Source organism: Vibrio sp. 10N.222.52.C3 (assembly GCF_041474195.1).
GTDB lineage: Bacteria > Pseudomonadota > Gammaproteobacteria > Enterobacterales > Vibrionaceae > Vibrio > Vibrio crassostreae_C.
On record NZ_JBFRTQ010000072.1, the window covers coordinates 1 to 13300 of the forward strand.

Below are 13300 nucleotides of genomic sequence, written 5' to 3' on the forward strand. Positions count from 1 at the left end.
ATTACACATAGGTAACAAAAATTATTTATTTCTCGCCACTGCACTATTCTATAGGCAATAAAAAACCCAGCCTGTTGGCTGGGTTTTATAAGTAACCTAATGCTTAATCAATCTAATTAACCGATGTGCGTTACGCCGCCCATGTATGGTTGAAGTACTTCTGGGATAGCAATACGGCCATCTGCTTCTTGGTTGTTCTCAAGGATAGCAACCATAGTACGACCAACAGCAAGACCAGAACCGTTTAGTGTGTGTACAAGTTCAGGTTTTTTCTCGCCTTTACGACGGAAACGAGCTTGCATACGACGCGCTTGGAAATCCCACATGTTTGAACAAGAAGAAATCTCACGGTAAGTCTCTTGTGCTGGAACCCATACTTCTAAGTCGTAAGTTTTCGCAGAACCGAAGCCCATGTCACCTGTACATAGAATCACTTTACGGTAAGGAAGCTCTAGAAGTTGAAGTACTTTCTCAGCGTGGCCAGTTAGCTCTTCAAGCGCTGCCATTGAGTCTTCTGGCTTAGTGATTTGTACTAATTCAACTTTATCGAATTGGTGCATACGGATAAGACCACGAGTGTCACGACCATAAGAACCCGCTTCAGAACGGAAACACGGCGTGTGAGCTGTCATCTTAAGTGGCAGTTCAGCTTCATCAGTGATCGTGTCACGAACCATGTTCGTTACCGGTACTTCCGCAGTAGGGATAAGCGATAGAGTCTTAAGAGGTACGTCACTTACTTGCTCAGTTAGCGGGCTTGTGTGGAACAAGTCTTCGCCGAACTTAGGAAGTTGACCAGTACCGTAAAGGCTATCGTGGTTCACTAGATACGGTACGTACATTTCTGTGTAGCCGTGCTCATCAGTGTGAAGGTCCAGCATGAACTGAGCAATAGCACGGTGTAGACGTGCAAATTTGCCTTTCATCACGATGAAACGAGAACCCGAGATTTTAACTGCGCTAGCAAAATCAAGACCGCCAGACATTTCGCCAAGATCGACGTGATCTTTCACTTCAAAGTCGTAAGTCTTAGGTTGACCCCAACGAGAAACTTCTACGTTATCGTCTTCATCTTTACCATCTGGCACTTCTGCATCAGGTAGGTTAGGAATAGACATTGTGATCGTTTCTAGCTCAGATTGAAGATCAGCCAATGCTACTTTAGCTTGGTCTAGTTCTGCGCCTAAGTTGCCTACTTCTGCAAGGATACGCTCAGCTTCTTCATGGTCGCCTTTTGCTTTCGCTTGACCAATGGACTTCGATCGAGAGTTACGTAACGCTTGTAGCTCTTCAGTTTTCATCTGAAGGGACTTACGTTTTTCTTCAAGTTCACGAATTGTCTCTACATCAAGGGTGAAGCCTCGACGTGCTAATTTTGCCGCTGTTTCATCCAGCTCAGCTCGAAGTAATTTAGAATCCAGCATTGCTAATCCTATGCTTTAGTTATTTGAATATTCAGTAGCTTGCTACTGAATCACTGCTAAACCCCTAAAACTGGTGTTATTTCGACCAATTTATAACGATTTAATTGAAATTTTATGACTAGGTAACGATATCCAAAAAAGACTACTTTTCATAGCGTTTTTGTGGGCTTTTTGCGTCCAAATCCGCCAGATAATCTAGCTTCTCGCCAATTTTGGTCTCTAAGCCTCGTTTTGTTGGGAAATAGTATTGCTTCTCTCCCATTTCAGGAGGCAGATACTTTTCACCAGCGGCGTAGGCTCCTGGTTCGTCATGAGCATAACGGTATTCTTGCCCGTAGCCCATGTCCTTCATCAAAGTTGTCGGTGCATTTCGCAAATGATGCGGCACTTCATATTCAGGAAGATTGTGAGCATCTGTTAACGCTTGCTTCCACGCGGTGTAAACGGCGTTACTCTTTGGTGCACATGCGAGATAAACAACCGCCTGCGCAATCGCACGCTCCCCTTCAGCAGGGCCAATGCGCGTGAAGCAATCCCAAGCCGACATCGCTACCTGCATGGCGCGAGGATCAGCGTTACCGATATCTTCAGAAGCAATCGCCAGCAAGCGTCTAACGATATACAAAGGATCACAACCCGCAGCAATCATTCGTGCTGACCAGTACAAGGCCGCATCAGGGTTTGAGCCACGAATTGACTTATGAACCGCGGAGATTAGGTCGTACCAAATATCACCCTTGTTATCGAAACGAGCGACTTTCTCACCAGCCACTTCAGCCAACAACTGCAAGGTTATCGCTTTCTCGCCTTTATCGTTGTCTTCTGCCATGTCATACAGCAGTTCAAGGTAGTTAAGCGACATACGCGCGTCGCCGTTAACCAGTTCTGCAAGGCGATCTAAAACATTATCAGCAAAATCAACAGGCACATCACCGAACCCACGTTGCTTATCTTCAATCGCTTGGCGAATGACAAGAGAAATATCATCTGTGTTCAGGGACGTCAGTTTGTAGACACGCGCACGTGACAACAAAGCGTTGTTCAGTTCAAAAGATGGGTTTTCTGTCGTCGCACCAATAAAGGTCACGGTGCCATCTTCGATATGAGGCAGAAAAGCATCTTGCTGACTTTTGTTAAAGCGATGGACTTCGTCCACAAACAGGATGGTTCTGCGCCCTGCTTGCTTGTTCTCGCGCGCTTTTTCAATTGCAATACGAATGTCTTTTACGCCCGAGGTTACCGCCGATACACGTTCCACTTCAGCATTCGCATAGTTTGCTGCAACTTCGGCTAACGTCGTTTTACCGGTGCCCGGAGGCCCCCACAAAATCATCGAGTGGATATGGCCCGCTTCCAACGCTCTGCGAAGTGGTTTACCTGGGCCTAATATATGCTGCTGACCGATGTACTGTTCGACAGTTTCCGGTCTCATACGAGCAGCAAGGGGACGAAAATCTTCGTCCCCCGCAAAATCTAAGCTGTAATTACTCAATTGCAATCTCTTGATTCGTTGATGGCATTAATGCCTATCGACGTACTACCAAACGATCTGCTTGTTTAGATCAGTTTCTTTGGTCGTCGACCTCGACACCTTCCGGTGCCACAAAAGTAAAGCGGTCTGCTGCAGGTTTACCCAAATCAACATTGCTAAAGGTAAACTCACCTTTTTGACCGTCTTGTTCAATCACATTAAAGCCCTGAACAATGCCCTTTTCGGTGATATTAATCTGGAAGTCACCCTGATTAGAATCGACAGCAGTTGGCGTTAGCGTGAATTGGTTACCCGTTTGCGCCACATTATAATTATCCCAATCACTTTCTTGGTTACGTGTAAGCAGGACAAAAGGTGTCTGTGATGTCGCTTGCTCTTGCCAATAAATGCTCACTTGCTCAATGAACGGGCTGTAGTACCACAAGCTTTGGCCATCAGATACCAACAAGTTTTCATCAGGGAACGTGGTCTCCCAGCGGAACAGGCTTGGGCGTGCAATCTCTACCGTGCCCTCACCTTCCATAACAACATCACCATCAGGGCTGGTCACGACTTGTTTAAAGTCAGCGCTGAAGCCTGCGTTTAATGCCAAGCGGCTACTCAACTCTTCTTTCGGAGAAGCAAACACTGAGAAGCTCATAAATAAAAGTGCGAATACTTTTTTCATCAATAATCCTGTTAGAACATAAGTCGGTCATATTTTCGATTTGACCGACTGAATAGTTATGAGTTCCTACCGGAACTAATCTTTTGGTGGCGCTGGTGCTAAGACTTCTCGGTTACCGTTATGACCTGGAGCACTTACGATACCTTGAGCTTCAAGTTGCTCGACAATACGTGCAGCACGGTTGTAGCCAATCTTGAATCGACGCTGTACGCCTGAAACTGAGCCACGACGTGAATGAACAACGTGTTCTACCACTTGATCAAACAGAGGATCGACCTCTTCATCACCTTCCATCTTCTCACCCGGAAGCAAGGTTTCTGGGGTTTGTTCGCCGTTGGTGATTTCATCAATATAGTTTGGCTTACCACGCGCTTTCCAGTTATTCACGACTGCGTGTACATCGTCATCAGATGCAAAGGCACCGTGAACACGAGTTGTATGGCTAGAACCAGGAGGCAAGTAAAGCATATCACCCATGCCCAATAGTGATTCCGCACCACCTTGGTCAAGGATAGTTCGTGAATCCGTTTTAGTTGATACCGTAAAGGCCACACGGGTTGGAATGTTCGCTTTAATAAGACCAGTAATAACATCCACTGATGGACGTTGCGTCGCTAGGATCAAGTGAACACCCGCCGCACGTGCTTTTTGTGCCAAACGTGCAATCAGTTCTTCAACCTTCTTACCAACCACCATGATTAGGTCGGCAAATTCATCAACGATAACCACAATGTAAGGCAGTTTCTCAAGCAATGGCGCTTCTGGGTCCATGCTGTCGCCCGGCTTCCACAGTGGATCGTGAATTGGGTGACCCGCTTCCGCTGCCATCTTAAGCTTATCGTTGTAACCTTTAATGTTACGAACGCCTAATGCTGACATCAGCTTATAACGTCGTTCCATCTCGCCAACACACCAACGAAGGGCGTTCGACGCATCTTTCATGTCGGTTACCACTTCAGACAATAGATGAGGAATACCCTCATAAACCGATAGCTCAAGCATTTTCGGGTCGATCATGATGAAGCGAACATCTTCCGGTGATGCTTTGTAAAGCATACTCAGAATCATTACGTTCACACCTACCGACTTACCAGAACCGGTTGTACCTGCAACCAGAACGTGAGGCATTTTCGATAGATCAGCAATAACGGCTTCACCAGCGATGTCTTGTCCTAGAACCACTGTCGTTGGCGATTTCGCTTCTTGGAACTGAGGGCTAGCAACCACGTCTGAGAAGAATACCGTTTGGCGACTCATATTCGGCAGTTCTAAGCCAACATAAGGTTTACCCGGAATCACTTCTACGACACGTACTGCCAATGCAGAGAGCGAACGCGCTAAGTCCATAGAAAGGCCAGAAATACGGCTTACTTTCACACCTGGAGCCAGATCAAGTTCGAATCGAGTGATTACTGGACCTGGGAAAATGTCGACAACGTCTGCTTTGATCTTGTAGTCCGCTAGCTTAGATTCAACAAGACGAGCAATTGCCTCTAGCGCATCACGGTCAATAAAGGTTTCACGCTTTTCAGGGTGGAATAACAATTCAAGCGTGGGTAATGGCTCAGCAGGCTTAGGTAAATTAACATCTTGTTGAACCAAGAACGGATTCTGCGCCGCTGCCATATTCGCTTGGGCTTCAGAAACAATGCTTTGGAATGCGGCGAGATCTTGATCTTGATCTTGATCTTGATGCGCAGGTTCTTCTTCCGTTACTTCTTCCCAAGGAAGATCAACAGTTGGCTCTAGGTTTTGTGCTGTTGGCTGTTCAGGTTCTGAATGTTCTTCTTGATAAGGGAAAGGTTCAAACTGTTCTTCGATTAATGCTGCGTCAGCTAATTCAGCTTCAGCCTGTTCTGATTCAAGCTCTGAGCCCTGTTGGTAGCTTTGCTCTTCCGTAACATCAAACGGTGAAGGTTGTGCAGAGAAATCGTCTTCCACGGTTGCTTCTGGCTCGCCCATAGGTGAAGCGTATAAAGATTCAGGTTGAACATCTTCAGAACCAAATTCGCCATTTACTTGTGGTGAGCTATCTAATTCTGGTTCAGCACTTCTAAGGTCAGCATGAGCAGGGTCAACTTCTGGTTGTTCGTTCTGCATGTATTGTTGGTAAGCAACCTGAGAATCATGCGCGTCAACCTGATCTTGTTCTGCTAGGTCATCTTCATACATGGCCGCATTTTCTAGCTGCTCTATCGTTGCATTCAACTGTTTAGAGCGCTCAATACCTTCTTCTAGCGGTTCTTCTGGCGCTTGGTAAACAGCTGCTGCAGGGATCGTTTGCTCTGACTCAATTACCGCTTGAGGCTGAACCTGAGGTTCTTCATGAACAGGAGCTTCTTGTTTCGCAGGAGCATCGACAGGCATATGAATATTGTAATGACGCTTCGGCGATGCAGCATTGTCTCGCGCATTTGTCGCCACGTCTGCCGACTCATTGGTCGCAGAAAAACTCATCGCAGGATCTAGCGGATCATGCTCTGTTGATTCTTTGTTGCCTTCTATAGCAGGAACATCGCGGTAAGTTGGCGCTTGATGCTGCTGATGACGTTCTTCGATTAAATCGCGGTCTGCTGATTCTCTTAATTGAGGCTCAAGCAGCTCTTGGTCTTGTCCACGAGCCTTATTAACAGCAGACGTGAAGAATTTGATGGCACATTCACCCAACCATTCCACAATACTTAACCAAGAAATACCGGTTAATAGAGTAAAGCCAGCCCCCCATAAGAAAAGAAGAACCAGCGTACTACCAAGAACATTCAACGTTGGAAGAGCAAGGCTTGTTAAGACGTCGCCCACTACGCCACCGGATGAAAAGTACCAGATGTCGTCAAAGTTGATATCCGCTAAACCACAACTCGTAAGAATTAGGATAGTCAGGCCAAGTAAGCGAGTGCCCCACAGCATGAAGTCGATCTGCTCGTCTTCATTACGTTTGCGGAATAATACCCACGCAGCAACCGTCACTAAGATAGGCAAAGGGTAAGCCAAAGAACCAAATACGAAGAAAAGCGTATCCGCCAACCAAGCACCTAGGTAGCCACCCGCATTTTGAATGTCACCACCCCACGCCGTTTGCGACCATGATGGGTCTGCAGGACTAAAAGTTAATAACGCAACGGCAAGTAGAATAGAGAAGAGAACACCGAGAATCAGACTGCACTCTTTGAGACGTTGAGAACCACTCAAACGAGGAGACTGAGGCTCTTCACTCGTTTTAATGATTGTTTCTACTTTATTACTGCTCTGCTTGAACATAAACCAACTTAATAATTAAACGGGATAAAAACATCTCGAGCGGCCAAAGCCGCTCGTTTCAATGAAACTACTGTTGATTTAACCATATCAAACAGAAAAACCCAATTCCAGAAAGCAAGAAAGCGGAACAAATGTCCGCTTTCTTTCATTTCACCAATTGTGACTAACGAGTTTTAATCACAAGTTGATTGGTTTGTTTCACTTCTTCCATTACTACGTAAGTTCGAGTGTCGTTTACGCCCGGTAGACGAAGTAACGTATCACCCAGTAGCTTACGGTAAGCACCCATATCAGATACACGTGTTTTTAGAAGATAGTCAAAATCACCCGACACTAAATGACACTCTTGGATGTCATCCAGTTTCTGCACAGCTGTGTTGAATTGTTCGAACACATCTGGCGCACCACGGTTCAACGTAATTTCAACAAACACTAAAAGTGAAGCATCAAGGTACTGTGGGTTCAGCAACGCTGTGTACCCAGTAATGTAACCTTGACGTTCTAAACGACGAACACGTTCAAGACATGGAGTTGGAGAAAGTCCTACTCGTTTTGAGAGTTCAACGTTTGAGATACGACCGTCTTTTTGCAACTCATTAAGAATGTTGCGGTCAATACGATCTAGTTCCTTGGACGGCTTCTTATAATTGTCTGCCATTTTTTATTCCACCTTATTACTTCCTTGCAAAAAAATATACTACAACTTTTTAATATTCAGTATCAAATTTTATCTAAACCTATCTATACTAGATATTAATTCGACAGAATTACCCTACACATAGATAAAACAACCAAAATAAAATGAGGAGTCAGGATGATCATTGGCGTACCTAAGGAAATCAAGAACCACGAATACCGCGTTGGTATGACCCCAGCTAGCGTGAGAGAACTAATCTCACACGGCCACCAAGTTTTTGTAGAAACCAATGCCGGTACTGGTATCGGTTTTTCAGACGATGATTACATCGCTGTAGGCGCATCCATTCTTCCTACTGCTGCTGACGTTTTCGCGAAAGCAGAGATGATTGTAAAGGTTAAAGAACCTCAAGCTGTCGAGCGAGCTATGCTTCGCGAAGGGCAAATATTATTTACCTATTTACACCTTGCACCAGATTTTCCACAAACTGAAGAGCTTATCAAGAGCAAAGCTGTCTGCGTAGCCTATGAGACTGTAACAGATAATATGGGTCGCTTGCCACTATTAGCACCAATGTCTGAAGTAGCTGGTCGTATGTCTATTCAAGCAGGTGCACAAACATTAGAGAAATCTAACGGTGGTTGTGGTCTTCTTCTTGGTGGCGTTCCAGGTGTTGAACCAGCAAAAGTTGTTGTTGTTGGTGGCGGTGTTGTAGGTGCTAACGCAGCACGTATGGCTGTAGGCCTTCGCGCTGATGTTACAATTCTTGACCGTAACGTAGATACACTGCGTCGACTTGATGAAGAATTCCAAGGTCGCGCAAAAGTGGTTTATTCTACTGAAGACGCCATTGAGAAGCATGTTCTAGAAGCAGACCTAGTAATTGGTGCAGTACTAATTCCTGGCGCAGCAGCTCCAAAATTGGTTACAAAAGAGCACATCGCTAAGATGAAGCCAGGTTCAGCAGTTGTTGATGTTGCAATCGACCAAGGCGGTTGTTTCGAGACTTCTCACGCAACCACTCACGCAGACCCAACTTACATTGTTGATGACGTAGTTCACTACTGTGTTGCAAACATGCCTGGCGCTGTTGCTCGTACTTCAACTTACGCACTAAACAATGCAACACTTCCTTACATTGTTAAGCTAGCGAACAAAGGCTACCGCGAAGCACTTCTATCTGATGAAGGCTTCCTAGAAGGTCTAAACGTTATTCACGGTAAAGTAACTTGTAAAGAAGTTGCAGAAAGCTTTGACCTTGAATACGTAGACCCAGCAGAAGCAATCGCAATGTTTAACTAATGATGTAATGACTAACTGAACGCAATAATCTTCTCGTTGAAGCGTTCAGTTAACTCATACACATTAAACAAAAAGCCAGTACGACATTATGTCGCGCTGGCTTTTTTGCATTAATGGATTTAGTTCGTAAAAACACGTAACAGTACGGTTTACCACTAGCGCTCGATTTTAACCCCATGAATCAATAGATTTCTTGGCGTAATACTGCGTTCACAGAACTCTTCAATCGTAGCTTCATAACCTTGCTCTTGCAGATAGATAGCGCGATCTAAAGCCAGCCATATCTCTAATGGTCGTCTAAAGACTTGTTGAACCAAACTCAGCTTTTCCATTTCCCAGAAAAGCGCTTCGCCTTGAATCAAATAAGAGTCAAAATCAATATCTGAGCCCAGCGATAGCTCTTTCACTTCAGATGCCCAACGGCAGAAAGATTCAAAACCCTCAGCTAACTCTGATTTTTTGATGCTCGGTACAGGAATGTATTCGTCAATGTTAAGTTCAGCCTTAAGCAACTGGCTGAAGCCTAGACGATAGCTCATCTCTAGTTGACGATGTCTTTTTACTCTTTCACCACCAGTAACGGTTTCTTGAAGCGGGATTCTCAAGTCGCTCTTACTTAACGTTAATGCTGAGCTTTTCGCGATAGAAGACATCGCTTGATAGTTTTCGTCTCGAATAAGATGATAACAACAAGGAGAAATAGTGACCGCTGGTAGCCCATGTGACACTGACTTTTTAACTAGCTCAACATGAAGATCACCACAAGCATGAAGGGCCACGGCATGTTGGTACGAATTAAACACGTCATCGGCCTTGTCTGAAAACGCATCTCCTTGAACAAAATCCATCGCTAACTTCTGGTCATCCGCAATCTTTTGTCCGCTTTCGCATAACGATTGCTGCCATTCAAAGCTAGTGACTTTTTGATCCGATTGCTGAGATAGGATTCGACCAAGAAAGCCTTTACCAGAACACCACTCGAGCCACTCTTTGCCATGGTGATGGCATAATGCAGCCTCGCCCATTGCGACAATTTGATGTAGCTTTCGGCCAGGAATACCATCAGCAGTACCACGTGGGAGGTCTAAACCAACCAAAGCAGTGTTATCGAACTGGATGTTTTGGGTAGCAGTTTCTAATTCAGGTAGGAAACGAGTCAGTTCCTCAATCAAAAGCTGAGGCTGCTCTTTTAAGGTTTGAATGCTTTCATTATCTAAGCTTTCTAACCAATCAACGAGTGGACGATTGACCTCTTTCCACGGCTGCTGTTGAGTTTGACATAGGTGAAAAGGCTCTGAACGCCAGTAAATCTGATGCTCTAGCAAAAATGAATCGAGTATTTTAAATCGTGAATGCATGCTTCCCCCTATGATGCGTGGATTGTAGGGGTAAGAGGTCGAAATGGAAAGGCCCGATAAAGAAAACGAAAACTAAAAGCCCAAAAGAAAAACGGCCTGCAAATACAGGCCGAATAAGAATCAAAATTTACACGATGAGATTAACGAACTGGCAGTTCGATATCTTTAAACATCTCTTCGATCTCTTCGTTCGATTTCAAAGAAATAGCTTGCTCAACCACAGGGCGAGTTAAGTGCGGTGCAAAACGCTCCATGAAATCAAACATGTAAGAACGCAAGAAGGTGCCTTTTCTAAAACCAATGCTGGTTGTGCTCGCACCAAATAGATGGCTCGCATCAATCGCAACCAAATCAGTATCTTGCTCGTGGTCAATAGCCATACTTGCAATTACACCAACACCAATGCCCATACGAACGTAGGTTTTGATTACGTCTGCATCGGTCGCAGTAAACACAACACGCGGTGTTAAACCTACTTTGTTAAACGCGGTATCAAGCTCAGAACGGCCAGTGAAACCAAATACATAAGTCACGAGAGAGTAAGCCGCAAGATCTTCGATCGTGATATTACGCTTCTGTGCCAGGGGATGATCTTTGGTCACGACGATCGAACGGTTCCAGTGGTAACAAGGCAGCATAATCGCATCTTGGTAAAGGTGTAGCGCTTCCGTTGCAATCGCAAAATTCGCTGTACCTTTAGCGACGGCTTCTGACATTTGGCTTGGCGTACCTTGGTGCATGTGAAGCGATACTTTTGGATAGCGCGCCGTGAAACCTTTAATCACATCAGGCAGTGCATAACGAGCTTGAGTATGAGTCGTTGAAATATTCAATGTACCCATCTCTGGATGTGTGTGTTCACCCGCTACCGCTTTAATGCTTTCAACGCGCGCCAAAATCTCTTGAGAGATACGAATGATATCCTCACCCGCTTGGGTAACCTGCGTTAGATGCTTGCCGCTACGCTCAAAAATCTGAATGCCTAGTTCGTCTTCAAGTAATCTAACTTGCTTACTAATGCCAGGCTGAGATGTGTACAAACTCTCTGCTGTAGCTGAAACATTTAGGTTATGGTTTACAACCTCAACAATGTACTTCAGTTGCTGTAACTTCATATCTAACCTCGTAATCCTTTACTCATTTCTGTGCTAACTTATTTGCAAAGAGAGCGTTATAGTCGCGTGTAATATAATTAATAGTTATAACGCTTCGAACACAAAAATGACAGGAAAATTGAGTTTTTCTAGCTTAACAAACAAAAACATCACTAACGCTTTGCAACCCAACCCTCATTCTCATACATTAGTTGGTAAGTTTTGATTGCCGATTTCGCTCAACAAGAGATAATCAGAAATTGCAATTTACGAGTGCCGATACACAATGGAATCGTGTATCCTCTCCGGTTAGCTATAGAAAATAATAAGCAGACTCAAATATATGAATATTGGTTTAATAATCGTCTTAGTAGCCGTTCTTTTGGTGTTAGTTTTAGGCTACAACATCATGCTTCAATATAAAGTTAAGGTAGAAACAGCGAAGAAACAGGAAGCTTCTCGTTATCTAACCATTATTGACGGTACAGAAGAACTGATTGGCAACGCTCATCACATGCCGTTTAGCCAAGATCTTCTTGTATGCTTAAACAATCGAATTCTTGATGCATTAGAAAACATGTATCAACTCGATCCAAAAAATAAGCAGCTTGCCCAACGCATTGAAAGCGTAAAACAACAAATCACTCAGCTAAAAGAGAACTACAAAGGTGGCGAGAGTACCGCTTTCCGCGTACCAAGTAGTGACAAGCAAGCGATCATGATGCTTAAGTTAGTTAAACGCCTGCGTGATACGGTGCGCAACGAGCACAATAAAGGCCGTTTCGAGACTCAAGCTTATGTGGTTGAAAATGCTCGCCTAGAAACAATTCAAATCCGTATTAACATTGAAAATGTTATCAAACGTGCAAACGATTCGATTTCTCGCGGACAACCGGGAACAGCGATTCAGCTATTACGCAAAGGTATTGATGCTTTGGCGACTAAGAACGACTCGTACTCTAATCAAGCCAAAGAAAAGCTTCAACAGATGCTTAACGAGCTTGACCAGAAACGCCAAGACAAAAACGCTCAAGATTTGCAGCAGATGGAATCTAAAGAACGAGAAGACGATATGGATGCCCTCTTCGGTCAGAAGAAGAAATGGTAACAGTCTAACTCAACACTTAAAGGCCGCCTTATTTACATTAAATAGGCGGCCTTTTTTGTAGCTGTTGAATTTCCTTTCTCGGTATAGGGAGATCTCTTGAGCTGTGATAAAATCCCCGCATTATCAACAAACTTTCCCTGACCATGTATCAAGAATTACTCGCTCCAATCCACTCTTTTCTTAAAGCCGAAACGCCAGATTCATGGATAGATGAAGCCAAAAAGCCAGAAAATCTTCACATCATTCTACGCGATCACATGCTGTGTGAACTTAAGGCGGCACAGAGTGCTTTATTCCTTATTCGCAAGTACGCCGTCGATAAAGAAAGCGCGAAGCAACTGAATGAATGGATTTTGCCATACGAGCAATTTGCTTACCGTCGTATCGGAGACTTAGAGTCTCTGCGTGGTAAAAGCAACGTATCCAAGCAAATCACAGCGAAAGAAGGCTGTAATTACGGTGCTGACCTAATCGATAAGATGGTTTTACTGATCAAAGAAGAGCTGCATCACTTCTACCAAGTCATGGAGTTGATGGAGAAGAAAGGCGTGACTTACCAGCCAATCGAGGCGGGTCGTTACGCTAAGGGCTTGATCAAACAAGTTAAGACTTACGAGCCTGATGCTCTGGTTGATAAGCTTATCATCGGTGCGTTTATTGAAGCTCGCTCTTGTGAGCGCTTCGCTAAATTGGCTCCTTTCTTGGAAGAAGACATGGAGAAGTTTTACGTGTCTCTACTTCGTTCAGAAGCTCGCCACTACCAAGATTACCTTGAGCTAGCAGAACAGATCGCAGGGAAAGATATTTCAGAGCGTATTTCGCATTTTGCTCAAGTAGAAGCTGATCTTATCACTTCAGAAGACAGCGACTTCAAATTCCATAGTGGTGCTCCGGTTTAGGCTCCACACAGAACATTCAGTCCAGTTTAGACTAATCCAGACTAATCGAGTAGGAGGAGGC

10 protein-coding genes are annotated in these 13300 nt (G+C 44.5%); 3 read left to right on the forward strand and 7 right to left on the reverse strand.

Features of this window, described 5'->3' with window-relative positions:
- Positions 1 to 116: 116 nt before the first annotated feature.
- The 5 genes from serS to lrp all read right to left on the reverse strand — a co-directional run bounded on the left by serS (position 117) and on the right by lrp (position 7499).
- A complete protein-coding gene (gene serS / locus AB4517_RS11670) occupies positions 117 to 1424 on the reverse strand; it encodes a serine--tRNA ligase (protein WP_017060250.1) in 1308 nt (435 codons plus the stop codon).
- A 142-nt stretch (positions 1425 to 1566) separates the two neighbouring features.
- A complete protein-coding gene (locus AB4517_RS11675) occupies positions 1567 to 2922 on the reverse strand; it encodes a replication-associated recombination protein A (RefSeq protein WP_372083369.1) in 1356 nt (451 codons plus the stop codon).
- Positions 2923 to 2986: 64 nt separating this feature from the next.
- A complete protein-coding gene (lolA, locus tag AB4517_RS11680) occupies positions 2987 to 3583 on the reverse strand; it encodes an outer membrane lipoprotein chaperone LolA (protein WP_017060248.1) in 597 nt (198 codons plus the stop codon).
- A gap of 75 nt (positions 3584 to 3658) precedes the next feature.
- Entirely contained in the window at positions 3659 to 6841 is a 3183-nt protein-coding gene (locus tag AB4517_RS11685) for a DNA translocase FtsK 4TM domain-containing protein (protein WP_372148390.1), read from the reverse strand.
- A 163-nt stretch (positions 6842 to 7004) separates the two neighbouring features.
- Complete coding sequence (lrp, locus tag AB4517_RS11690) at positions 7005 to 7499, reverse strand: leucine-responsive transcriptional regulator Lrp (RefSeq protein ID WP_004734558.1); 495 nt, start codon at positions 7497 to 7499, stop codon at positions 7005 to 7007.
- Positions 7500 to 7655: 156 nt separating this feature from the next.
- Here lrp and ald point away from each other — a divergent pair, with 156 nt between their 5' ends.
- Positions 7656 to 8780, forward strand: a complete 1125-nt coding sequence (ald, locus tag AB4517_RS11695; protein ID WP_017060246.1) for an alanine dehydrogenase — start codon at positions 7656 to 7658, stop codon at positions 8778 to 8780.
- A 155-nt stretch (positions 8781 to 8935) separates the two neighbouring features.
- Here the strand turns inward: ald and AB4517_RS11700 are convergent, their stop codons facing one another.
- Together AB4517_RS11700 and cysB are read right to left on the reverse strand one after the other, a co-directional pair.
- Positions 8936 to 10138, reverse strand: coding sequence for a methyltransferase (locus AB4517_RS11700; protein WP_102393838.1), 1203 nt, complete (start codon positions 10136 to 10138; stop codon positions 8936 to 8938).
- 140 nt (positions 10139 to 10278) lie between these two features.
- Entirely contained in the window at positions 10279 to 11253 is a 975-nt protein-coding gene (cysB, locus tag AB4517_RS11705) for an HTH-type transcriptional regulator CysB (RefSeq protein WP_017060244.1), read from the reverse strand.
- A 322-nt stretch (positions 11254 to 11575) separates the two neighbouring features.
- Here cysB and AB4517_RS11710 point away from each other — a divergent pair, with 322 nt between their 5' ends.
- On the forward strand, positions 11576 to 12340 hold the full coding sequence (locus AB4517_RS11710; RefSeq protein ID WP_017060243.1) for a hypothetical protein: 765 nt from the start codon (positions 11576 to 11578) through the stop codon (positions 12338 to 12340).
- Between the two features lie 143 nt (positions 12341 to 12483).
- Positions 12484 to 13239, forward strand: coding sequence for a tRNA isopentenyl-2-thiomethyl-A-37 hydroxylase MiaE (gene miaE / locus AB4517_RS11715; RefSeq protein ID WP_017060242.1), 756 nt, complete (start codon positions 12484 to 12486; stop codon positions 13237 to 13239).
- Positions 13240 to 13300: the final 61 nt, after the last annotated feature.

Coding starts and splice junctions, on each gene's coding strand:
- serS (WP_017060250.1), bottom strand. CDS start 1,424: ATGCTGGATTCTAAATTACTTCGAGCTGAGCTGGATGAAACAGCGGCA.
- lolA (WP_017060248.1), bottom strand. CDS start 3,583: ATGAAAAAAGTATTCGCACTTTTATTTATGAGCTTCTCAGTGTTTGCT.
- AB4517_RS11685 (WP_372148390.1), bottom strand. CDS start 6,841: ATGTTCAAGCAGAGCAGTAATAAAGTAGAAACAATCATTAAAACGAGT.
- lrp (WP_004734558.1), bottom strand. CDS start 7,499: ATGGCAGACAATTATAAGAAGCCGTCCAAGGAACTAGATCGTATTGAC.
- ald (WP_017060246.1), top strand. CDS start 7,656: ATGATCATTGGCGTACCTAAGGAAATCAAGAACCACGAATACCGCGTT.
- AB4517_RS11700 (WP_102393838.1), bottom strand. CDS start 10,138: ATGCATTCACGATTTAAAATACTCGATTCATTTTTGCTAGAGCATCAG.
- cysB (WP_017060244.1), bottom strand. CDS start 11,253: ATGAAGTTACAGCAACTGAAGTACATTGTTGAGGTTGTAAACCATAAC.
- AB4517_RS11710 (WP_017060243.1), top strand. CDS start 11,576: ATGAATATTGGTTTAATAATCGTCTTAGTAGCCGTTCTTTTGGTGTTA.
- miaE (WP_017060242.1), top strand. CDS start 12,484: ATGTATCAAGAATTACTCGCTCCAATCCACTCTTTTCTTAAAGCCGAA.